Source organism: Chlamydiota bacterium, from assembly GCA_012729785.1.
Classification (GTDB): domain Bacteria; phylum Auribacterota; class Tritonobacteria; order UBA1439; family UBA1439; genus UBA1439.
The window spans coordinates 1-22,036 of sequence record JAAYCL010000032.1 but is presented as its reverse complement, the minus strand read 5'-3'; the positions used below and the strand labels follow the sequence as shown (position 1 = coordinate 22,036).

Here is a 22,036-nt window from a genome sequence, read left to right as displayed (position 1 = left end):
CCGCGGGGCTTGACTGCACCCGCCTGTTTTCGTAGCATTCCCCCTGCACAATAGACAATGACGGAGGTTCATGTGAGCACTGTTCCAGGAGGCGCCGCCGTCGCGGAGCGCACCTACACCCTCTCCGGGTATCCGTGGGAGCCGCTGAAGAAGGGGCTCCCGAAGACCACCCAGTCCCTCTGCCCGCAGTGCCTGAAGGTCATCCCGGCCGAGCTGTACGAGGAGGGGGGCAAGGTGCTGATGCGCAAATCCTGCCCCGAGCACGGGGAGTGCCGGGACATCTACTGGGGCGACGCGGGGATGTACCTCCGCAACGAGCGCTGGACCTTCGACACCGGCTGCGGACTGAGCAACCCGAACGTCGCGGGCGAGGTCTCCTGCCCGACGAGCTGCGGCCTCTGCGGGATGCATCTGAACCACACGGTCCTGGGGAATATCGACCTGACCAACCGCTGCAACCTCACCTGCCCGATCTGCTTCGCCAACGCCAACGTCACCGGGTACGTCTGCGAGCCGTCGCTCGACCAGGTTCGGGAGATGCTCCAGGCCTACCGCAACGAGCGCCCGGTGGCCGGCAGGATCGTACAGTTCTCCGGCGGCGAGCCCACCCTGCACCCGCAGTTCCACGACGTGTTGCGGCTGGCGGCGAGGATGGGGTTCTCGCACATCCAGGCCGCCTCCAACGGCATCTCTTTCGCCGACCCGGAGTTCGCGATGCAGGCGAAGGAGGCGGGGCTCCACACCATCTACCTCCAGTTCGACGGCCTCGACGACGCGATCTACCGGGTGACGCGGGGGCAACCGCTCCTCGACGTCAAGATGAAGGCGGTGGAAAACATCCGCCGGGCCGGGATGAAGATCGCCCTCGTCTCCACGATCGTCCGCGGCGTCAACGACGGGGCGGTCGGCGACATCCTGCGCTTCGCCATCGCCAACGCCGACGTCATCGCGGGGATCAGCTACCAGCCGGTCTGTTTCACGGGGCGCATCTCGCACCAGGAGCGGATGCAGAAGCGGATCACCCTCCCGGACGTGATGATCGGCCTCGAGCAGCAGACCGGGATCGTGCGCCGCGATGACTTCTACCCGCTCTCCTTCGTCAGCCCCTTCTCGAAGTTCATCGGGGCGCTGCGCGGCGAGGAGATCACGAACTTCACCTGCCACCCGCACTGCACCCTCTGCACCTACCTCGTCGTCGACGACGAGGGGAAGGCGGTCCCGATGTCGCGCTTCATCGACGTCGGGGGGCTGGTGACCGACATGTACCGGCTCGCCGGGAAAACCGCCAAATCCCGCTTCAAGTCGTTCGCGAAGATCAGGGCGTGGAATGCCCTCCGGAAGCACTACCACGAGGACCGGGCGCCGCGCGGCCTCTCCTTCTCCCGGTACCTCCACACCCTCAACGGGATGCTCGACAAGCAGGTCGGGAGGGCGAAGAACGCCCGCACCTTCCGCACCCTGATGGTGGGGGGGATGCACTTCATGGACTCCTACAACTACGACCTCGCCCGTGTCCGCCGCTGCGTGATCCACTTCTCCACGCCCGACGGGAAGCTGTACCCGTTCTGTTCGTACAACTCGGGCCCCTGCTACCGGCAGCGCGTGGAGCGGGCCCATTCCGTGCCGAAGGAGGAGTGGATGCAGGTCGACGGGTACGAACGCTGCTTCAGATGAGAGCGCACCCGGCGGTCTGGAAGAAGGCGAGGATCTTTTCCCGCTTCGCCCTGGGGCGGCCGGTCTGGTGCACCTGGCAGGTGACCTACCGGTGCAACTTCGCCTGCTCCTTCTGCGACTACTGGAAGGAGGGCGTCTCCCCCTCCGAGGAGCTCTCCGTCGCCGACATCGAGCGGGGGAGCATGAACCTCTCCCGCATCAGCTCCCTGATGATCTCCATCGGCGGCGGGGAGCCGTTCCTGCGCGCCGATCTCCCCTCGGTGATCGCGGCCCTCGCCCGCCGGCACATGCCGCTCCTCACGACGAACGGCTGGTGCGTCACGGCGGAGAACGCCCGCGCGGTGTTCCAGGCGGGGCTCTGGGGCGCGAGCGTCTCCCTCGACTACGCGGACCCGGAGAAGCACGATCGCGCCCGCGGCGTCGACGGCGCCCACCGCCGCGCGCTCCGGGCGATCGAGCACCTCTCCGCGGGGCGCACCGGCAGATTCCAGCGCGTGAACGTGATGGCGGTGCTGATGCGGGACAACCTCGACCAGATCGAGCCGCTCATCCGCCTCGCCGCGCGCCACGGCGCCTTCTTCATGGTCCAGCCGTTCTGCTCCCTCAAGGGGGGGGAACGCGGCTTCGCGCCGGGTGGCGAGGTGGCCGGGTACCTGCGCCTCCTCCGCGCACGACACCCCAACTTCATCTCCAACGACTACTTCCTCGAGCGGTTCGACCTGGCGCTCGACGGGGGCGTGCCGGGGTGCCGGGCGGGGAGGTCGTTCTTCAACATCGACAACCTCGGGCGGGTGGCCAAGTGCGTCGAGGACCTCGACCATCCGCTGGGCAGCATCCTGACGGACCCGCCGGGCGCGCTGATGCGGCGCCTCAACCGGGCGTGGCGGGAGAACAGATGCCAATCCTGCTGGTACAACTGCCGCGGGGAGATCGAGGCCCTCTACACGCCGCGGGGATTCCTGAACGCCATGCCCGTGGTCCTCTCCACCTGGTCGGGCACGAAGAGAGACGCCTCGTAGAGAAGCGGGGGCGCGCCGCCGGATACGCCCGGCGGGTGCGCGCATGCGCGCGCGAGAGCGCGGGGATGGCCGTGTATCATCGAATCGGCAGGAGCAGCGGCACCAGGATCCCGAGCCCCACGTACAGGTCGTACTGCCAGCAGTAGCGCGGGTGCTCCCAGAAGAGGATATCGGTGACGACCGGGATGGACGGCGGCCGCCACGACGGCCTCTCTACCTGCCGCCAGACATGCACGAGCCGGTGCGCGGCGGTGATGTTGGCGAAGACGGCGAGTTCCCAGAGCACGCTCGGCATCCTGAGGAAGAGCCCCCCCATCATCAGCATGAAGGTGCGTTCCGGACGCTCCCAGAACCCCACCGTGGAGGAGACGCCGATATTCTCCGCGCGGGCGCGCGCGTAGCTCGTGAGGACCGCGCCGCCGGCGGCGAGGATCGCGAGGAGGGTATTGCGCAGGGGGCCGTGCGCGGCGTAGAAGAGCCCGGCGCCGCCGAGGAGCGCGATGTCCGACAGACGGTCGAGGCATGAATCGAGGAAGCCCCCGAAGGCGGTCACCCGCCCGGACCGCTTCGCGACGGCGCCGTCCAGGACATCGCAGGCCCCGGTGCAGAGGATCAAAACGCCGCCGAGCCGAAACCGCCCGAGGGCGAACGACGCGCCGGCGAGACAGGCGATCAGGAACCCCGCGACGGTCACCGCGTTCGCGGAGACGCCGAGGCGCAGGAGGGCGTCGGTGATCAGATCTTTCAGGCGGTTCACCCTGCGCCGCACGGCTTCCGTGTACGGGATCATCGCGGACAGTATAGCGCGCCGCCGAGGGGCGTGACAAATGCCATTTGTCACCCTGCTCGCCCCCGCGCTATACTGAACTGGGCCCCGGGGCGTTTCGATGACCCTGCGCGCGAAGATACTTGCCACGTTCGGCGGCATGCTGCTCTGCATGGTCGCCGTCTTCTACTCCGCCTCCCGCACCATCCTGCTCGACAGCTTCGAGGCGCTCGAGGAGCAGCGCATCGTCAAGAACCTGGACCGGGTCCGGGACGCCCTCGCCGCGGAGGTCGAGCAGCTCGACTTCATCACCCGCGACTGGGCCTGGTGGGACGAGACCTGCGCTTACATCGCCGACCGAAACGAGGCGTTCGAGCGGATGAATCTTAACGACGTCACGCTCGCCGCGTTGAAGATCGACGCCATCGCGTTCATGGATCCCGAGGGACGCATCGTCCAGGCGATCGGTTTCGACCGCCTCGCCGGCGTCAAGGCGCCGTTCCCGGAGGCGATCGCGCGGCACCTGTCGCCCGACTCCCCCCTGCTCGCGCACCGCTCGCGCGACGACCGGGCCGCGGGGATCGTGATGCTCGCCTCCGGGCCCGTTCTCGTCGCAACGCGGCCGGTCCTCACCGGCGAGGGATCCGGCCCGATCAGGGGCGCGCTCCTGATGGCGCGCAGTCTCGACGAGGAGAGGGGGAGGGAGATCGCCTCCCTGACGCATGTCGAGTTCACCTTTCTCCCGTTCGACGCCCCGGACCTCCCCGTAGATTTCCGTCTCGCCCGCGCCTCCTTCGCCGGCGCGCCGGGGGATCTTGTGCGGCCGCTCGACGGGGGGACACTGGGGGGCTACCGGATGCTGCCCGACCTGTACGGCGCCCCCGCGCTCATCCTGCGCGTCCAGGAACTGCGGGACATCCACGCGCGCGGACTCGACACGCTGCAGTACCTCGTCCTCTCGATGCTGGCGGTCGGGTTCGTCTTCAGCGCCGGCTTCGTGCTCGTCCTCGAGCGGCTCCTCCTCTCGCCGCTCGGCCGGCTCACGACGCGGGTGGACGCCATCGGCAGCACCGGCGACCTCTCCTCGCGCGTGATCCTCGGCGGGCGCGACGAACTGTCGCGGCTGGCGGGATCCATCAACGGGATGCTCGTGGCCCTGGAGCGGACGCAGGAGGTCCTCAAACGCAGCGAAGAGGATTTTCGTTGCCTCTTCGAGAACATGCTCACCGGTTTCGCCTACCATCGGATCGTGACCGACCAGCGCGGCGAGGCGACGGACTTCGTTTTCATCGAGGTCAACCACGTCTTCGAAAAGCTGACGCGGCTCCGCCGCGAGGCGATCTTGGGGAGGAAGGCCTCGGAGGTGATGCCCGGCATCGTGCGCGACGCGTTCGACTGGATGAGCCTCTACGGGAAGGTCGCCCTCACCGGCGAGACGGCGCGCGTCGAACGCTACTCCGTCTTTCTGAACCGCTGGTACTCGCTCTCCGCCTACAGCCCGCGCAAGGGCTACTTCGCGATCCTGTTCGACGATATCACGGAGCGGAAGGAGTCGGAGAAGCGCCTCTACATGCTCGGGATGGCGGTGGCGCAGTCGATCGACGGCATCGCGGTCACCGACCCGTCGGGGGTCCTGACGTTCGCCAACGCCTCCTGGGCGGCGATGTACGGCTACGGCGCCGAGGAGCTTCCCGGGAAGCCGTTCGCCGCCTTCTTCCCGCCGGGGCAGGGCGCCCGCGAGATGGAGCTGTTCAAGGGCAGGGTGGAGACCGGAGGGGCCCACCAGGAGGAGGTCCGCCAGGCGCGGAAGGACGGCTCCGTCTTCCACGCGTGGATGAGCGGGACGCTGCTCAGGGACGACAAGGGCGACGCCGTGGGGGGCATGCTGATCGTCCGCGACATCACCGGGCAGAAGCTGGTCGAGCAGGCGCTCCGGAAGACCCAGCGCCAGCAGAAGGCGCTCCTCGACGGCATCCCAGACACCGCGTGGCTGAAGGACACGGAAAGCAGGTACATCGCCGTGAACGAGCCGTTCGCCCGGACGGTAGGCGCGCGCCCCGACGAGCTGATCGGGAAAAACGACTTCGATGTCTGGCCGCAGGATCGCGCGGAGCGGTACCGGCGGGACGACGTCGAGGTGATGTCGGCGGGGAAACGGGTCTGCATCGAGGAGCCGTCCGTCAATCTTTCCGGCGCGCGCACATGGCTCGAAACGATCAAGGCGCCGGTCTACGACTACGAGGGGCGGGTGATCGGCACCGTCGGGATCTCACGCGACATCACCGAACGGAAACGCGCCGAGAAGCGGATGGAGCACCTCACGCGGGTGCTCCGGGCGCTGCGAGGCGCGGACCACCTCATCACCCGCGAGAAGAACCGCGCCAAGCTCATCGGCGGGGCGTGCGCGAGCCTCGTGACGCACCGGGGCTACATCAACGCGTGGGCGGTGTTGCTCGGGAACTCCGGGGAGGTTCGCGAGGCCGCCGAGTCGGGCGTCGGGCCCGATTTCGCCGGGCTCGTGGAGCGCATCAGGCGCGGGGATCTCCCCGATTGCGGAAGGCGGGCGCTCGAGGGCGACGAGCCGGTCATCGTCGTGGACCCGCCTTCCGCCTGCCCGAGCTGCCCTCTCGCCGGGGGGTACCACCGGAAGGGGGCGATGACCGTGCGCCTCGGCTACGGCGGCCGCGTCTACGGCCTCCTCTCGGTCGGGCTCCCGGCGGATTTCTCCGCGGACGAGGAGGAGTGCGCGCTCTTCGGCGAGCTCGCCCGCGACATCGCCTTCGCCCTCCACGGGATCGAGATCGAGGAGGCCCGCTCGCGCGCGGAGGAGGCGCTCCGCACGGCGGCCCGCGACCTGCGACGGTCCAACCAGGAGCTCGAGCAGTTCGCCTACGTCGCCTCGCACGACCTGCAGGAGCCGCTCCGGATGGTGACCAGCTACCTGCAGCTCCTCGACAAGCGCTACGGCGCCCTTCTCGGGGGGGACGCGGCCGAGTTCATCCGCTTCGCCGTGGAGGGGGCCGGCCACATGAAGGGGCTCATCAGCGGCCTCCTGGAGTATTCGCGTCTCGGCACGGGCGCTTCGCCGCGCGCCCCGATTGACTGCGGCGCCGCGCTCGACCGGGCGCTCGCCAACCTCGCGGTGGCGATCTCCGAGTCCCGCGGCGCCGTCACCCGCGACCCGCTCCCGGTCGTGGCCGGGAACGAGCAGGAGCTCGGCCAGCTCTTCCAGAACCTGATCGGGAACGCGGTGAGGTTCAAGAGCGCCGTCCCTCCGCGCATCCACGTCTCGGCGCGGCGCGAGGGGGCGGAGTGGCTCTTCTCGGTCCGCGACAACGGGATCGGGATCGAGCCTCGATTCGCCGAGCGGATCTTCGTCATCTTTCAGCGCCTGCACGGCAGGGACGAGTACCCGGGAACCGGCATCGGCCTCGCGCTCTGCCGCAAGATCGTCGAGCGGCACGGCGGAAGGATATGGGTCGAGTCGCAGCCGGGGCGCGGGGCGACGTTCTTCTTCACGATCCCCGCCGAAGGGGCGCACGGCGGGGGGAGGGGAGCGTGATGCGGACGCGAGGCATCGTGGAGCTGCTGCTCGTGGAGGACAATCCCGGCGACGCGCGGCTCCTCGAGGAGGTGCTGAAGGAGGAGGGGATCGCCGCAAGGCTGCGCGTGGTCCGCGACGGGATCGAGGCGCTGAACGCCCTGCGCGCCCCGGGCGCGCGGCTCCCCGACCTTATCCTCCTCGACCTCAATCTCCCGCGCAAGAACGGGAGGGAGTTCCTCTCCGATATGAAGACGGACGAGGCGTTGCGGCGGATCCCGGTCGTCGTGCTCACCGGCTCCATGGCGGAGGAGGACGTGGTGCGGGCCTACGAGCTGTACGCGAACTGTTACATCACCAAGCCCGCCACCCTCGACGGGTTCGCGGCCGCGGTGCGGGGGATCGCCGCGTTCTGGTTCGGCGTCGCGCGGCTCCCCGGCGGGAGGGCGGGTGGGCAATGACGCCGCGCCCGAGGATCCTGCTCGTCGAGGACAGCCCCCTGCAGGCCCGGCTTGTCAGGGAGTTCACCGCCGATGCGCTCGATGTCGAATGGGCCGACCGGCTCTCCACGGCCCTGGACCGCCTCAGGCAAGGGGGGATCGACGCCGTGCTGCTCGATCTCTCGCTCCCGGACAGCTGGGGAGTCGACACGCTCAGGCGGGTCGTGGAGGCGCGGCCGGATCTTCCCGTTCTGGTCTTCTCCGGGGGGGATCGGGAACAGGTCGCCGCGGAGGCGCTGCGCTCCGGGGCGGCGGCCGTCCTCTTTAAAGACGGCCGCTACGAGGAGACGATCGTGAAGGCGGTGCGTGCGGCGCTGTCGCGGCGCCGGGGGAGCGGCGAAACGGGGGAGGCGCCCGTCAGGCAGGTTCCTCCCCGTCGATGAACCGCTGGACGAGGTCCCGGGCGACAGTGTCGGGCATCTGCCGCGGAGGGTGCTTCATCGTGTAGGCGCAGACGGCGTCGATCGGGCCGCCGAGCCCCCGCTCGCGCGCGACCCGGCAACAGCGGATGGCGTCGATCGAGACGCCAGCGCTGTTGGGGGAATCCTCGACGGAGAGGCGCAGTTCCAGGTTCATCGGGATCCCCGCGAAGCCGCGCCCCTCCATCCTGAGGAAGCAGACCTTGTTGTCCTTCTGCCACGCGACGTAGTCCGAGGGCCCCACGTGGATATCGTCCTTGTGCAGCGGGGTCGAGAGCTGCGACTGGACCGCCTCGGTCTTCGAGATGCGTTTCGTCGCGAGGCGGTCCCGGTTGAGCATGTTCAGGAAATCGGTGTTGCCGCCGGTGTTGAGCTGGTAGGTGCGGTCGAGCCTGACCCCCCGGTCGTCGAACAGCTTGGCGAGCGTCCGGTGGACAATCGTGGCGCCCACCTGCGCTTTGACGTCGTCCCCCACGACGGGGATCCGCTTCTCGGAGAAGCGCCGGGCCCACGCCTCGTCGGAGACGATGAAGACCGGCATGCAGTTGATGAGGCTCACCCCGGTTGAGAGGCAGCAGTCGGCGTAGAACTCCACCGCCTTCTGCGAGCCCACCGGGAGGTAGTTGAGGAGTATCTCGGCTCCGCTCGCCTCGAGCTCCCCGGCGACGTCGCACGGCGGGCAGTCGACGGGGAGGAATATCTGGTCCTCGTCGTAGTCCTTCATGTGCGGGGCGACGCCGTCGAGGACCGGGCCCGGCTTCACGATCACGGGGCTCGGCGGCATGTCGGCGACGATCGTTTTGGTGCAGTTGGGCTTGGCGAAGAGCGCCTCGTGCAGGGGCCGCCCGACCTTGCGCCGGTCGATGTCGAACGCCGCCACCACCTCGATATCCGCCGGGGTGAGGCCCTGGATCTCCCAGTGCATCAGCCCGATGGCTCCCGCCCCCCCCGCGGCGTTGCGCCGGTAATGCTCGATCCCCTGGATGAGCGAGCTGGCGCAGTTCCCCACGCCGGCCAGCGCGATGCGAATCGGTCGCTTCAAGGAACCTCCTCCTTATCTTGAGGTTCACAGTATATACCCGTTGTGCCCCCCGCCGCAAGATCCTTTGTGCCGTTTCGGCGGCGGACGCGCGCGCGGGATCTCCGTCGGATGCGTCCCGGGGAGAGATCGAATTCCGCTGGTGCCGCGGCCGGCGCGGTGCTAGACTCTCGGCCTGTCCGGTCGGAGGGGCCTGCCCGCCCGGCCGGACGCGGCGCACAGAAAGGCGGCGGAGATGCTCGTCACGGTTGATCACGCGCTGCTCGCGGACGCGCTCGCCCGGCTGCGCGACAGGCGCACGGAACCGCCCCGGTTCCGCCGGCTGGTGCGGCGGGCGACGCTGATCCTCGCGACCGAGGCGCTGCGGGACCTCCCGCTCCGGCCCCGTCGTGTCCGCACGCCGCTCGGCGTGGCGGAGGGGCGGCTGCTCGGGGACGAGGCGGTGGTCGCGGTGCCGATCCTCAGGGCGGGGCTCGGGATGCTGGACGGCTTCCTCGAACTCGTCCCCGGCGCGGCCGTCGGGGTGATCGGCCTCCGCAGGGACGAGCGGACGTTCAGACCGCGGGAATACTCCCGCTCCCTCCCCCGGTCCCTCGCCGGACGCGTCGTTGTCGTCCTCGACCCGATGCTCGCCACCGGCGGGTCGCTCGCCGCCGCCGTCGATATCCTCAAGAAGAACCGCGCCCGCGATATCCGCGCGGTCACGCTGCTGGCCGCGCCCGAGGGGGTGCGCGAGGCGGAGCGCCGCCACCCGGACCTCCGCATCTACACCGCCGCCGTGGACCGGGGCCTCAACCGGCGCGCCTACATCGTCCCCGGCATCGGCGACGCGGGCGACCGGATCTTCGGCACGGAATAGGCGAAGGCGCCATAAGGTTCAGAGAAACCACGGAGGGAGAGGATCCTTTCTGCCGCGGATCGGCGCGGATCCGCGCTGACGGTTGTGCGCCGTGTGGGCTTCCGCGAAGATCCGCGAGAATCCGCGGCTGATCGTCTTCGTCGCTTCTCCTCCTCCGTGCCTCCGTGGTGAAAGTCGGTTATGATCTCAGCCATCGTGCTCGCCGCGGGCGAATCGAGCCGGATGGGGACGCCGAAGGCGCTCCTGCCGGTCGGGGAGGAGACGTTCCTCTCCGCGGTCTGCGCACGCCTCTCGGAGGCGGGGGTGGCGGAGATCGTCGCCGTGCTCGGCGCGGACGCGGAACGCGTCCGGTCGTCGCGCCGCGTCGCGGCGTCGATCGTCGTCAACCCCGCGTACCGCGACGGCCAGCTCTCGTCGCTGCGGTGCGGCCTGCGGGCCGTCGCATCGGGATCGCACGGCGCCCTGGTGACGCTGGTGGACCACCCGCTCGTCTCCGCCGCCACCTACCGGACGATGCGGCAGGAGGCGGAGAAGGAGCCGGGGATGATCCTCGTCGCCTCCCACCGGGGGAGGGGAGGGCACCCGGTTGTCTTTCCCCGGTCGGTGTTCGCCGAGCTGTTCGCCGCGCCGGCGGGCGAGGGGGCGCGGGCGGTGGTGCGGGCCGATCCGGCGCGGGTCAGGCGGATCGCGTTCGACGATCCCGGGATCGTGGCGGACATCGACACGCCGGAGGAGTACAAGAGGATGGTGCGGACAGGGTAAACGGTTCGCGCGACAAAGGAGCTCGATGCCGGCCGGGGGGCGCGCGCCGCGGTCATCGCGACCCGGGAATCGTTTCCGCGGAAAGCCGGCGCCGGGATGCTCGTGCGCGCGGACGGATCGACCGTTGAGGAGATCGCCGCCTCCGTGGCGGAGGAGCTTCTGCGCTCGAGTCGGGGGGCGCAGAATTCCGATTGAAAGCCCCCGGCGCGTCCGCTAGACTATCCCGGCACGTGGGGAGCGGCGCCCGATGACGATCACGGTATCCCTCTTCGGCGCGTACCGAAGCTACGCGCCGGAGAGCGAATTCGCGATGGAGCTCCCGGAGGGGGCGACGCCGCGGGCGATCGCGGAGCGGCTGGGGATCCCGCGCACCGCCTCGCTCTGGGCGCTCGTGGACGGCAGGCGCGCCCCGCTCGACGCGGTCCTCCGGGACGGGAGCGCGGTGTCGCTGTTCCAGCCGGTCGGCGGCGGCTAGAGGGAAGACCGAAGGTCAGGGAGATGGCGGCCTACAAATACATCGGGAAGCGCATCACCAGGATCGATGCCAGGCCCAAGGTGGAGGGGAGCCTGAAGTACCCGTCCGACATCTACGAGAAGGGGATGGTCTGGGGGAGGGTCCTCAGGGCCGCGCATCCCCACGCCCGCATCCTCTCCATCGACACCTCCGAGGCGAAGAAGCTGCGCGGGGTCGTCGCGGTGCTCACCCACGAGGACGTGAAGGGGAGCAACCGGTTCGGGATCGAGCGGCAGGACCAGCCGGTCCTCTGCAGCGACCGGGTCCGCTACGTCGGCGACGCGGTCGCCCTGGTCGGCGCGCAGACGAAGGAGATCGCGGAGAAGGCGCTCGGTTTGATCAAGGTGGAGTACGAGCCGCTGCCGCTCGTGGACGATCCCCGCAAGGCCCTCGAGAAGGACTGCGTCCCGCTCCACGAGGGCGGCAACATCGTGCACGAGCTGCATTTCACCCGCGGGGAGATCGACGCGGGGTTCGCGAAGGCGGACGTCGTCGTCGAGCAGACCTACCGGACGCAGATGATGGACCACGGCTTCATCGAGACCGAGGCGGGGTTCGCCACGGTCGACGCCGACGGCCTCCTGACGGTCCGGTGCGGGGGCCAGTACGCGTTCAGGGACGTTACCCAGATCTCCCGCGCCCTCGACTACCCGGAGGAGAAGATACGGGTGATCGAGCCGTACACCGGCGGGGCGTTCGGAGGCAAGGACGAGGTGACGGTGCAGATACTCCTCGCCCTCCTCGCCCTCAAGACGCGGCGGCCGTCGAAGATCTGGTTCAGCCGCGAGGAGCATTTCATCAGCTGCACGCACCGCCACCCGGTCGAGATCAGGATGAAAACCGGCGCGATGCGCGACGGCACGCTTGTCGCCCACGAGGTTTGGGCGCTCCAGGACGGCGGCGCCTACGCGTCCCTGAGCGGACCGGTGCTCTGTCTCGTCGTCGAGCACGGCTGCGGACCGTATCTGATCCCCAACCTGAAGGTGGACGGCTGGGCGGTCTATACGAACAACGGGATGAGCGGGGCCTACCGCGGTTTCGGCGCGACGCAGGCGCATGTCGCGATGGAGTCGCAGATGAACATCCTCGCCGACCGGCTCGGCCTCGATCCGCTCGCCCTGCGTGCGAAAAACGTGATCCGGCAGGGAGACATCTTCGGCATCGGGCAGCCGATGCTGATGGCGTTCGGCGTCGACAAGACGGTCGAGAAGGCCATGGCGCACCCGCTCTGGGCCGAGCGCGACCGGGTGAAGGCCGAGATCGACCGCTCCCGGCCGGACAACCGCTGGAAGAAGCGCGGGGTCGGCGTCGCCTGCTGTTTCCAGGGGAGCGGGCTCGGGAAGGGGCTCCCCGACTACGCCGCCACCACGCTGGAACTCTCCGCGGACGGCGCCGTCACCCTCTACCAGGGGACGATCGAGATCGGCCAGGGGAGCTACACAGGGATCGCCCAGGTGGCGGCGGAGGTGCTGGATGTCCCGCCGGCGGCGATCCGGTTCGTCGGCGCGGACACGAAGCTGACGCTCGATTCGGGGACGACCACCGCCTCGCGCGTGCTCTACGCGGCCGGCCAGGCGACGCTCCTGGCCGCGCGCGCCCTGGCCGCCCGCATCCGGGAGGTCGCGGCGAAGAAACTGGCTGTCGACGCGGAGTCCCTCGCCCTTGCGGATGGAGCGGTGCACACAGCGGACGGCTCCCGCTCCGTCTCGTTCGTGGAGATCGCCGCCGCCGGCCCGCTTCGGGAGGAGGGGATCTTCAACATCCCGGTCGCGAAGGAGGAGTTCTCGATGGGCCTCCCGCACCTCGTCTTCTGCTCGAACACGCAGATCGTCCTCGTCGAGGTGGACACGCTCACCGGAGAGATCGCCGTGAAGAAGGTGGTCGCGATCCCCGACTGCGGCACCGTCATCAATCCGATCAACGTGGAGGGGCAGAGCGAGGGGGGGATCGTGATGGGGATCGGGTACGCCCTCTGGGAGGAGAACGTGCTCGAGAAGGGGCGGTTCAAGAACACGGGGCTCTCCACCTACATCCTCCCCGCGTCGTGGGAGGTCCCGGAGATCGAGACGATCCCGGTCGAGGTCCCCGAGGGGAGCGGGCCGTTTGGCGCCCGCAGCGTCGCCGAGGTGGTCACCACCCCCACGGCCCCCGCCATCCTCAACGCCGTCGCCGATGCGATCGGGGTGCGGTTCACCGAGCTGCCGGTGACGCCGGAGAAGGTCATTGCGGCGCTGGATAAAAAAACAACGGTTAGCCACAGAGATCACAGAGACCGCAGAGAAAGGCATCTTGATTGTCGCCACGGTTCTACACGGATGGCCACGGATTGAGGTGGATATGCAGGTATCCGTAAGGATCCGTGAAAATCCGCGGCAGAAACAACCTTTTCTTCCTCTGTGTGCTCTGTGATCTCTGTGGCGACGGTGAATGGCGAGGTGAAATGATCAAGGTCGGATTTTCGGTGAACGGGAAGCGCGTCTCGGTGGAGACATCCCCGACGACCACCCTGCTCGACATCCTGCGGGAGGGGATGGGGCTCACCGGGACCAAGGAGGGGTGCGGCAAGGGGGAGTGCGGCGCCTGCACCGTGCTGATGGACGGCGTCCCCGTCGTCTCCTGCCTCGTCCTCGCCTCGCAGATCGAGGGGAGGAAGATCATGACCGTCGAGGGGCTCGCCGCCGACAAAATCGGGAAGGCGCTCCAGGAGGCGTTCGTGGAGGCGGGCGCCGTGCAGTGCGGCTACTGCATCCCCGGCTTCCTGATGTCCGCGCGCGCCCTCATCGAGGAGAACCCCGACCCGACGCTCGACCAGATCAAGGAGGGGCTCTCGGGGAACATCTGCCGCTGCACCGGCTACGTGAAGATATTCGACGCGGTCGCCCTCGCCGCGAGGAGGCTTCGCGGATGAGACGCATCGACACCCTCTCCCCCGGGACGCTGCAGGAGGCGCTCGAGATCCTCGCCCGTGAGGGGGAGGGGGTGAAGGTCATCGCCGGCGGGACGGACCTCGTCGTCCAGGTGCTGGAGCGCAGGAAGTCCCCCCGCCTGCTCCTGAATCTGAGCCGTATCGGGGACCTGCGCGAGATCGGGGAGGATGGCGAAACGGTGCGGATCGGGGCGCTCGTCACGCACCGCCAGATCGAGCGGTCGCCGATCCTGAAGCGGCGCGCGCCGCTGCTCTGCGAGGCGGCGCTCCTCATCGGCTCTCCCCAGCTCAGGAACCTCGCCACGATCGGCGGCAACATCGTGAACGCCTCCCCGGTCGCGGACTCGACCCCCCCGCTGATGGCGCTCGACGCGACGGTCTCGCTGCGGAGCGCGCGCGGGGAACGGAAGATCCCCCTGCGCGCCTTCTTCCTCGGCCCCGGGAAGACGGTGATCCGGCGCGACGAACTCCTGGCGGAGGTCTCGTTCGCGGGGCTCGGCCCGGACGCGGCGAGCTTCTACGAGCGGCTCGGCCAGCGGCGTCTCCTCTCCATCTCCAAGGTCGGGGTCGCCCTCGCGGCGCGGCGCGACGGCGCCGCGCTGCGAGGGGTCTCAATCTCCCTCGGCGCGGTCGCCTCGACGGTCATCATGGCGCCCCGCACGGCCGCCTTCATCGAGGGAAAGCCCCTCGGCGACGAGGTCGCCCGGGAGGCGGCCCGGATCGCGGAAAAGGAGTCCCGGGCGATCACGGATCTGCGCTCGACCGAATCGTACCGAAACAGGATGGCGGGCGCGCTGCTCCAGAAAGGCCTCGCGAGGCTCACGGCGCCCTGAGGATTCCCGCTTCAGACAACCCCTCGACACGCGTGCGCTACAGGAAAGGAACGCCATGAAAAAATCCGCGGCACTGAAGACCTGTCCCGGCAACGTCCTGCTCACCGACGCCCAGTTGAAGGCCGAACTGGCCAAGTGCGAGTACTGCGCGGAGAAGCCGTGCAAGGCGGCGTGCCCCTGCGACTGCTCCCCGTTCGACTTCATCAGGGCCGCGAAGGTCGGGAACCCGTCCGACATCCGCCGGGCGGCGGCGCAGATCATGCGCCAGAACCCGCTCGGCGGGGTGTGCGGGATGGTCTGCCCGGACCGGCACTGCATGCAGGCCTGCGTGCATGAACGGTTCGATTCCCCCGTCAACATCCCCGCGGTCCAGGCGACGATCATCGCCAGGGCGAAGGCGATGGGGGTGATGCCGCGCTTCGCGTCGCCGCCGCCGAACGGCAGGCGGGTCGCGGTCGTCGGCGCCGGGCCCGCGGGCCTCGGCGCGGCCATCGTCCTGGCCCAGCGCGGCTACGCGGTGGATATCTTCGAGAGCGAGAAGAAGGCGGGCGGGATGTGCGCCTGCATCCCGGCGCACCGCCTCCCCCGGGCGGTCCTCGAGAGCGACCTGCGGTGGGTCTTCTTCATGGACCGGATCTCCCTGAAGAGCGGGAAGAGGATCCAGGCGCCGGAGAAGCTGCTCGAGCGGGGCTACGGGGCGGTGGTGGTCGCCCCCGGCCTCTGGGCGCCGGTACGGATGGGGATCCCCGGCGAGGATCGGGCGGTCTTCGGCATCGACTACCTGAAGAATCCGGCCTCGTTCCGGATGAAGGGGCGGCGCGTGGCGGTGATCGGCGGCGGCGCGAGCGCGCTGGACTGCGCCGTCACGGCCGCCGGAAGCGGCGCGGCGGCGGTGGAGATGTTCGCCCTCGAGTCGATCGGCGAGATGCCGCTTACCCCCCGCGAGCGCCAGGAGATGCGCGCCCACGGGATCGAGGTGAGCGGGCGGACGAAGGTGACCGCGATCCTCGCGCGCGGGGGGAAGGTCGCGGGGCTGCGCACCGTCAAGGTCGAACTGCCCGCGGGGAAGAGGTTCGGCCCGAAGGCGATCCGGGAGGTGAAGGGGAGCGCCCAGGAGCGCCCCGGCTTCGACCGGGTCATCGTGGCGATCGGCGCCCGGCCGGGGCTCGTCTCCTCAAGGGCGAAAGGGGTCTTCTTCGCCGGCGACGCTGCCACCGGCCCCACCACGGTGGTCGAAGCGGCCGCGGCCGGGAAGAACGCCGCCGCCCAGGCGGACGCGTTCCTCTCCGGGGATACGCCGCCGCGGATCGAGAAGGCGACCAAGAGCGCGATCGCCGTCCCGGGCTACGAGTTCGAGCCGGTCTCCCTCGAGACCGAATTCCTCGGGCGGCGGCTCAGCGCCCCGTTCCTCCTCTCCGCCTCGCCCGCCACGGACGGCTACGACCAGGCGGTGAAGGCGTACGAGGCGGGCTGGCCGGGCGTCATCCTCAAGACCGCCTTCGACAACCTCCCGATCCATATCCCCGCCGGGTACATGAACTGCTTCTCGGATGAGACCTGGGGGAACTGCGACAACGTCTCCGACCATACGCTCGACCGGGTCTGCGAAGAGGTCGGTCGGCTCGTGAAGCGCTATCCCGACCGGCTCACCGCCGCCTCCACCGGGGGGACCGTCTCCGGGAACGACGAGGCCGACCGCCTCTCCTGGCAGGGCAACACGAAGAAGCTCGAGAAGGCGGGGGCGATGCTGATCGAGTACAGTCTCTCCTGCCCGCAGGGGGGGGAAGGGGCCGAGGGCGACATCGTCTCCCAGAACGCCGCGCTCACCGCAAAGATCATCGGCTGGGTGCTCGAGGCGGGCGATCCGGCCGTCCCGAAGCTGTTCAAGCTCACGAGCGCCGTCACCGACATCAAGGTCATCCTCCGCGCGGTGAGGAAGGCGTTCGAGGCGCGCCCCGGGGCGAAGGCGGGGGTGACGCTCGCCAACACCTTCCCGACGCTCTGCTTCAAGCCGGGCCGGAAGAAGGAGTGGGAGGAGGGCGTCGTCGTGGGGATGAGCGGGGAGGGGGTCACGCCGATCAGCTACCTCTGCCTCGCGAACGCCGGCGGAATGGGGGTCGCAATCTCCGGGAACGCGGGGCCGATGGACTACAAGGCGGCCGCCGATTTCCTCGCCCTCGGCGCGGGGACGGTGCAGTTCTGCACCGCCGTTGAGAGGTGCGGCTACGGGGTCATCGACGACCTGCGTTCCGGCCTGAGCCATCTCATGCAGGACCGCGGCATCCGGTCGGTGCGGGAACTCGTGGGGCGGGCGCAGCCGGAACCGATCAGGGATTTCATGGCCCTGAGCGGGGAGAAGCTGATCTCCGAGGCGGATCCGGACCTCTGCGTGAGCTGCGGCAACTGCACCCGCTGCCCGTACCTGGCGATCTCCCTCGACAAGAACCTGCACCCGGTCACCGACGCGGAGCGGTGCGTCGGCTGCAGCCTCTGTTCCCTGCAATGTTTCGTCGGCGCGATACGGATGCGCGAGCGCACGGCGAAGGAGAAAAAGAAGTGAGCGAACGGGAGATACGGCACCCCCACCCCAGGGCACACTTACGTGTGCCGTGGGGCTGTGGGTAACTTTGTAAGCAGTTCCGGGCAAAAGAGTTAAGGATCAAGAAGGAGGAGCATATGGCGCGGAAAGAGAAGCCGCTGCTCGTCGAGAACGGCATTGTAGTCACGCTCGGCGAAAACAACAAGGTCATCCACGGCGGCGCGGTGCTGGTGAAAGGCGGCGTCATCGAGGAGGTCGGCCCGTCGGCCAAGGTCGCCCGCAAGGCATCCGGCGCGGCGCGGATCGACGCGCGTGGCGCGGTGGTGATGCCGGGGTTCATCAACGCGCACATGCACCTCTACTCGACCTTCGCCCGGGGGCTCTCCCCGAAGCAGCCCCCCCCCGCGAACTTCGTCCAGATCCTCGAGCGGCTCTGGTGGCCGCTCGACCGGGCGCTCGAGAAGGACGACATCTCGTACAGCGCGCTCGTCCCGCTCCTGGACTGCATCCGCGGCGGCACCACGACGATCATCGACCACCACGAGAGCCAGGGCTGGCAGGACGGCTGCCTCGACCCGATCGAGGACGCCCTCCGTCTGACCGGCGTGCGCGGCTGCCTTTGTCTCGGCGTCTCCGACCGGTACGGGAAGGGGAGGGAGGGGATCGAGGAGAACGTCCGTTTCGTCCGAAAGGCGAAGGCCTCCCAGGCGAACGGGGACGGTCTCGTCGCGGGGATGTTCGGCCTCCACGCCCTCTTCACCGTCGGCGAAGAGACGCTCCTTGAGTCGGTCGAGGCCGCGAAGGAACTCGAAACCGGCATCCACGTGCACGTCGCGGAGGACGCCGCCGACCAGGCGGAGAACGAGAAGCGGTACAGCCAGCGGGTGGTGCGGCGCCTCAACCGCGCCGGGGGGCTGGGGGAGAAGTCGATCGCCGTCCACTGCGTGCATGTGAACTCCGGCGAGATCGACCTTCTCCGGAACAGCGGCACCCCGGCGGTGCACAACCCGCAGTCGAACATGAACAACGCGGTCGGGGTCGCCCCGGTCCGCTCGATGCTCTCCAAGGGGGTCCTCGTGGGGCTCGGCACGGACGGGATGACCGCGAACATGCGCGACGAGGTGCGGGTGGCCAACATCCTGCACAAGCTCGCCGCGCGGGACCCGCGCGTCTTCTTCGTCGAGTCGTGCCAGCTGCTGCTCAGCCACAACGCCCGCATCGCGAACCGTTTCTTCCCCCGGCCGGTGGGCGAGCTCCGGAAGGGGGCGTGCGGCGACCTGATCCTCCTCGACTACGACCCGCCGACGCCGCTCGACGAATCGACCTTCCTCGGCCACTTCCTGTTCGGGCTCTGCGGAGCCCGGGTCCGGACGACGGTCGTGAACGGGAGGGTGCTGATGCGCGACGGCGAGATCCTCGTCGCGGACGAGGAGAAGATCGCCGCGAGGTCGCGCGAGCTGGCGAAGGCGTTCTGGCGGCGGTTCTGACGCTTCGTTTCCCGCGGGTCGCGCCCGTCTGGCCGGGCCTCTCGAGGCCCGGGTGCGCGCCTGTTCAACGTCGTCCAGGGGGCGTGCGTGCCCGGCCTCAACGTCTACCTCGCCGCCGTTCTCGCCGTGCTGGTCGGCGAATACCTCCTGGAGATGGCGGTCGCCCTCCTCAACCTCAGGAGGGCGGGCGGCGAGCTGCCGGAGGAGTTCGCGGGCTGGTACGACCCGTCCCGCTACCGCGCCTCGCAGGCGTATCTGGCGGAGGCGACGCGCCTGGGCTGTGTCGAGGAGAGCGTCAGGTTCGCCCTCCTCGCCGCCTGCATCCTGCTCGGCGGCTTCGACCTCGCCGACCGTTTCGCGCGCGGTTTCGGCGCCGGGCCGATCGCCACGGGGCTCGTCTTCGCGGGGACGCTGCTCGCGGCCTCGAAGCTCCTCCGGGTGCCGTTCGCCGCGTGGCGCACCTTCTCGATCGAGGAGCGCTACGGCTTCAACCGGACGACCCCCGCCACGTTCGTCGCGGACCTGCTGAAGCAGTGGCTCCTGGGGGGACTGATCGGCGGCGCGGCGTTCGCGGCGGTGCTCTGGCTCTTCGGTCGCGAGGGGGCCCGGGCCTGGGCGCTCTGCTGGGGGGTGGTCGTGCTCGTCCAGCTCTGCGTCGTCTTCATCGCCCCGGCGCTGATCCTGCCGCTCTTCAACACCTTCATCCCGCTCGAGGACGGCGAGCTCAAGGAGGCGATCCACCGGACGGCGAAGGCGCTCGGCTTCAGGATGCGGGGCGTCTGGCGGATGGACGCCTCGCGCCGGTCCACCCGCTCGAACGCCTTCTTCACCGGCTTCGGCAGGTTCAGGAGGATCGTGCTCTTCGACACGCTCATCGCCCGGCACGCCGTGCCGGAACTCGTGGCGGTCCTGGCGCACGAGATCGGGCACTACAAGAGGCGCCACCTCCTCGTCTCGTTTCTCGCCGTCGCGGCCTCCACCGGCCTGATGTTCTTCCTCCTCTCCTTCCTGATGGAGCGCAGGGGCCTCTTCGACGCGTTCCGAATGGCGCGCGTCTCCCCCTACGCGGGGATCGTCCTCTTCGGCTTTCTCTACGCCCCCGTGCAGACGGTTCTCTCCGCCCTCCTCAACGCCCTCTCCCGCCGGAACGAGTACGCGGCGGATGCCTTCGCAGCCGCCGCCGCGGGGGCCGGTCCGATGATCTCGGCGCTCAAGAAGCTCAGCGTGGACAACCTCTCGAACCTCACCCCCCACCCGCTCAAGGTGATCCTCGACTACAGCCACCCGCCGGTCCTGGAGAGGATACGGGCCCTGCGGCGCCTCCCCTCCGCGGCGAGCGATTCCAAGGAGTTTTGACCCGCCCCCGCCCCCCCCGTGCGATTTTACAATCAGGAGACAATTGGGAGACAACCCCGCGCGGATGAGATGCGATAGTGACGACGATGAGGGCCGTGCGGGGGGGGGGCGGCGGCTTGATGCGGCCCGATCGGCATGCTATATTGACAAAACCCTTTATGAGGCCAGAGCTGATGGATGCACACAGGCGTTTCATTGCGCGGACGATTGTTGCGGCGCTGCGTACGGTTCTCGTTCCCGCCCTGCTGCTGGCGGCCTGTCCCGCGGGCGGCGGCGGCGCGGATCTCGGAGACGCCGGCCGGGGCGCGCACGGCAGCCTGACGATCACCACCTACGGCACGGGCAACGAGGGGCACCTGATCACCTTCCCGGATTTGACGACGATGTCGATCGACTGCGCGAACGGCGACATCACCACCGTGTCGCATTTTCACTCCGACCATTGCGGCAGTTCCTGTGAATCGAGCGCACAGCACCACCGGAACAACACCAGGCCCGGCGATATCCTTTACGACAAGGACGGCGTGATCGTGCAGTGCGTCGCCGCCAACAGCAAGGTCATCGGGGAGGAGGCGGTGTATCTGTCGTGCGAGGATACCAGCGACGAGAACAGGGAGAGCATGGCCCTGCTGATCACTTACGGGGGGTTCGACTACCTGACCGCGGGCGACCTTACTACCAGGCGCGAGGAGTGGATGGGGGATGCGCTCCGGGCGCTCGGCGTGAACGTGGATGTGCTCAAGGTGAGCCATCACGGGAGTCGCAGCAGTTCAAGCGCCGAGTACCTCCAGGCCATCAGGCCCGAGTACGCCGTCGTCTGCGGCAGTGCATCGAGCCCCCATCTGGAGACGCTGGACAACCTGAAATACGCCGAGGTGAAGACGATCTACTATGCCCGCGACTATGAGAATGGAGAAGGGTACCCCGTCCACCGGGCGAACGGGGATATCACGATCACCACCGATGGTTACACCTATTCATTCTCGGGGAGGGACTTCAGACACGACTCCTTCCATGTAGACGACAGCGTCGGATCCCCGACGCCCACGCCGATGCCGGGCCCGACGCCCGTGCCGGACAAGCTCGTACAGGTCACGACGAACGGCACCGATCTTGCCGCGGGCAATACGCTCGTGGTGAAGGCGGCGGTAATGCCGATATTGAAATGGAAGTTCGACGCCTACGCCGTGCTGCTCGGCCCCGCGGGCGTCTACTCGATCCGGTTCGGAAACTCTCTCGTGCCCGGCGTGGAGCCGATCGCGCGCAAGGTGTTCCTGTTCGGGGAGTATGACGGGACGCTGCTCCAGATGAAGGTGCCTCCCGGGGTTGCGGGCCGATACCGGGTCATCCTCGGACTTGCGGACGAGGGCGCGCGGGTGACGGGGGTGGGGAGCGCATTCGAGTTGGACGAGCAGTACCTCACGGTAACGGACTGAGCGGGGACGGGGGGCGGGCGCCGCGCGTCCGGGGCGTTTGTCGTTTCGAGATCGATCGAACGCGGGGCGTGCCGCCGCTCGCGCCGTCCGGATTTTTCGGCACCTTCCCGCCCTTTGCGCCGTTCCCCCCGTTCGCGCCTTCCTCGCCGTTCTGACCCTTTTCACACTTCACGCCTTTTCCTATACTATCCGTTCGCGCGCCGCATCCAACTACACCGCGCATACGAAAAGGATCCGACTATGTCCGTGCTCGTGAAGACCGTCGTCCTCCTGATGCTCTCCAATATCTTCATGACGTTTGCCTGGTACGCCCATTTGCGGAACCTGAACAACCGGGCCTGGTTCATCGCCGCCCTCCTGAGCTGG

General features: G+C 68.8%; 19 protein-coding genes. 17 read left to right on the top strand and 2 right to left on the bottom strand.

Going from position 1 to position 22,036, the window contains the following annotated elements; all coding sequences use genetic code 11:
* Nucleotides 1-72: 72 nt before the first annotated feature.
* Both GXY35_07360 and GXY35_07355 read left to right on the top strand, forming a co-directional pair.
* Complete coding sequence (locus GXY35_07360; GenBank protein ID NLW94391.1) at nt 73-1,674, top strand: radical SAM protein; 1,602 nt, start codon at nt 73-75, stop codon at nt 1,672-1,674.
* Nucleotides 1,671-2,693 carry a radical SAM protein gene (locus tag GXY35_07355; protein ID NLW94390.1) on the top strand — a complete coding sequence of 341 codons (1,023 nt, stop codon included), beginning with the start codon at nt 1,671-1,673 and terminating at the stop codon, nt 2,691-2,693. The genes GXY35_07360 and GXY35_07355 overlap by 4 nt, the downstream gene beginning before the upstream one ends.
* Nucleotides 2,694-2,769: 76 nt before the next feature.
* Here GXY35_07355 and GXY35_07350 read toward each other — a convergent pair whose 3' ends face one another.
* On the bottom strand, nt 2,770-3,450 hold the full coding sequence (locus GXY35_07350; GenBank protein NLW94389.1) for a CDP-alcohol phosphatidyltransferase family protein: 681 nt from the start codon (nt 3,448-3,450) through the stop codon (nt 2,770-2,772).
* A 130-nt stretch (nt 3,451-3,580) separates the two neighbouring features.
* Between GXY35_07350 and GXY35_07345 the strand changes: the two genes are divergently transcribed.
* The 3 genes from GXY35_07345 to GXY35_07335 are packed head-to-tail and all read left to right on the top strand — an operon-like array spanning nt 3,581 to nt 7,883.
* On the top strand, nt 3,581-7,021 hold the full coding sequence (locus GXY35_07345) for a PAS domain-containing protein (GenBank protein NLW94388.1): 3,441 nt from the start codon (nt 3,581-3,583) through the stop codon (nt 7,019-7,021).
* Between the two features lie 17 nt (nt 7,022-7,038).
* Nucleotides 7,039-7,461 (top strand): response regulator, encoded by a 423-nt coding sequence (locus GXY35_07340; GenBank protein ID NLW94387.1) that lies wholly within the window; start codon nt 7,039-7,041, stop codon nt 7,459-7,461.
* On the top strand, nt 7,458-7,883 hold the full coding sequence (locus tag GXY35_07335; GenBank protein NLW94386.1) for a response regulator: 426 nt from the start codon (nt 7,458-7,460) through the stop codon (nt 7,881-7,883). The genes GXY35_07340 and GXY35_07335 overlap by 4 nt, the downstream gene beginning before the upstream one ends.
* Here GXY35_07335 and GXY35_07330 read toward each other — a convergent pair.
* On the bottom strand, nt 7,858-8,949 hold the full coding sequence (locus GXY35_07330) for an inositol-3-phosphate synthase (GenBank protein ID NLW94385.1): 1,092 nt from the start codon (nt 8,947-8,949) through the stop codon (nt 7,858-7,860). The two genes, GXY35_07335 and GXY35_07330, sit on opposite strands and share 26 nt — an antisense overlap.
* Nucleotides 8,950-9,193: 244 nt before the next feature.
* Here GXY35_07330 and upp point away from each other — a divergent pair, with 244 nt between their 5' ends.
* The 12 genes from upp to GXY35_07270 form a co-directional block, all read left to right on the top strand.
* Entirely contained in the window at nt 9,194-9,817 is a 624-nt protein-coding gene (upp, locus tag GXY35_07325) for a uracil phosphoribosyltransferase (GenBank protein NLW94384.1), read from the top strand.
* Between the two features lie 180 nt (nt 9,818-9,997).
* Complete coding sequence (locus tag GXY35_07320; GenBank protein ID NLW94383.1) at nt 9,998-10,579, top strand: nucleotidyltransferase family protein; 582 nt, start codon at nt 9,998-10,000, stop codon at nt 10,577-10,579.
* Between the two features lie 54 nt (nt 10,580-10,633).
* A complete protein-coding gene (locus GXY35_07315; GenBank protein ID NLW94382.1) occupies nt 10,634-10,774 on the top strand; it encodes an XdhC family protein in 141 nt (46 codons plus the stop codon).
* Nucleotides 10,775-10,826: 52 nt separating this feature from the next.
* Nucleotides 10,827-11,054, top strand: coding sequence for a MoaD/ThiS family protein (locus GXY35_07310; GenBank protein ID NLW94381.1), 228 nt, complete (start codon nt 10,827-10,829; stop codon nt 11,052-11,054).
* Between the two features lie 23 nt (nt 11,055-11,077).
* A complete protein-coding gene (locus tag GXY35_07305) occupies nt 11,078-13,423 on the top strand; it encodes a molybdopterin-dependent oxidoreductase (protein ID NLW94380.1) in 2,346 nt (781 codons plus the stop codon).
* 110 nt (nt 13,424-13,533) lie between these two features.
* Nucleotides 13,534-14,001, top strand: a complete 468-nt coding sequence (locus tag GXY35_07300) for a (2Fe-2S)-binding protein (protein NLW94379.1) — start codon at nt 13,534-13,536, stop codon at nt 13,999-14,001.
* A complete protein-coding gene (locus GXY35_07295; GenBank protein NLW94378.1) occupies nt 13,998-14,852 on the top strand; it encodes a xanthine dehydrogenase family protein subunit M in 855 nt (284 codons plus the stop codon). The genes GXY35_07300 and GXY35_07295 overlap by 4 nt, the downstream gene beginning before the upstream one ends.
* A gap of 55 nt (nt 14,853-14,907) precedes the next feature.
* Complete coding sequence (locus tag GXY35_07290; GenBank protein ID NLW94377.1) at nt 14,908-17,412, top strand: FAD-dependent oxidoreductase; 2,505 nt, start codon at nt 14,908-14,910, stop codon at nt 17,410-17,412.
* 116 nt (nt 17,413-17,528) lie between these two features.
* Nucleotides 17,529-18,878 (top strand): putative aminohydrolase SsnA, encoded by a 1,350-nt coding sequence (ssnA, locus tag GXY35_07285; protein NLW94376.1) that lies wholly within the window; start codon nt 17,529-17,531, stop codon nt 18,876-18,878.
* Between the two features lie 153 nt (nt 18,879-19,031).
* Nucleotides 19,032-20,234, top strand: coding sequence for a M48 family metallopeptidase (locus GXY35_07280; GenBank protein NLW94375.1), 1,203 nt, complete (start codon nt 19,032-19,034; stop codon nt 20,232-20,234).
* Between the two features lie 173 nt (nt 20,235-20,407).
* Nucleotides 20,408-21,670 carry a hypothetical protein gene (locus tag GXY35_07275; GenBank protein NLW94374.1) on the top strand — a complete coding sequence of 421 codons (1,263 nt, stop codon included), beginning with the start codon at nt 20,408-20,410 and terminating at the stop codon, nt 21,668-21,670.
* Nucleotides 21,671-21,922: 252 nt separating this feature from the next.
* On the top strand, nt 21,923-22,036 hold a 114-nt coding region (locus tag GXY35_07270), incomplete at its 3' end, for a DMT family protein (protein ID NLW94373.1).

Coding starts and splice junctions, on each gene's coding strand:
- GXY35_07305 (NLW94380.1), top strand. CDS start 11,078: ATGGCGGCCTACAAATACATCGGGAAGCGCATCACCAGGATCGATGCC.
- GXY35_07320 (NLW94383.1), top strand. CDS start 9,998: ATGATCTCAGCCATCGTGCTCGCCGCGGGCGAATCGAGCCGGATGGGG.
- upp (NLW94384.1), top strand. CDS start 9,194: ATGCTCGTCACGGTTGATCACGCGCTGCTCGCGGACGCGCTCGCCCGG.
- GXY35_07300 (NLW94379.1), top strand. CDS start 13,534: ATGATCAAGGTCGGATTTTCGGTGAACGGGAAGCGCGTCTCGGTGGAG.
- GXY35_07295 (NLW94378.1), top strand. CDS start 13,998: ATGAGACGCATCGACACCCTCTCCCCCGGGACGCTGCAGGAGGCGCTC.
- GXY35_07335 (NLW94386.1), top strand. CDS start 7,458: ATGACGCCGCGCCCGAGGATCCTGCTCGTCGAGGACAGCCCCCTGCAG.
- GXY35_07280 (NLW94375.1), top strand. CDS start 19,032: ATGGCGGTCGCCCTCCTCAACCTCAGGAGGGCGGGCGGCGAGCTGCCG.
- GXY35_07290 (NLW94377.1), top strand. CDS start 14,908: ATGAAAAAATCCGCGGCACTGAAGACCTGTCCCGGCAACGTCCTGCTC.
- GXY35_07355 (NLW94390.1), top strand. CDS start 1,671: ATGAGAGCGCACCCGGCGGTCTGGAAGAAGGCGAGGATCTTTTCCCGC.
- ssnA (NLW94376.1), top strand. CDS start 17,529: ATGGCGCGGAAAGAGAAGCCGCTGCTCGTCGAGAACGGCATTGTAGTC.
- GXY35_07345 (NLW94388.1), top strand. CDS start 3,581: ATGACCCTGCGCGCGAAGATACTTGCCACGTTCGGCGGCATGCTGCTC.
- GXY35_07275 (NLW94374.1), top strand. CDS start 20,408: ATGGATGCACACAGGCGTTTCATTGCGCGGACGATTGTTGCGGCGCTG.
- GXY35_07310 (NLW94381.1), top strand. CDS start 10,827: ATGACGATCACGGTATCCCTCTTCGGCGCGTACCGAAGCTACGCGCCG.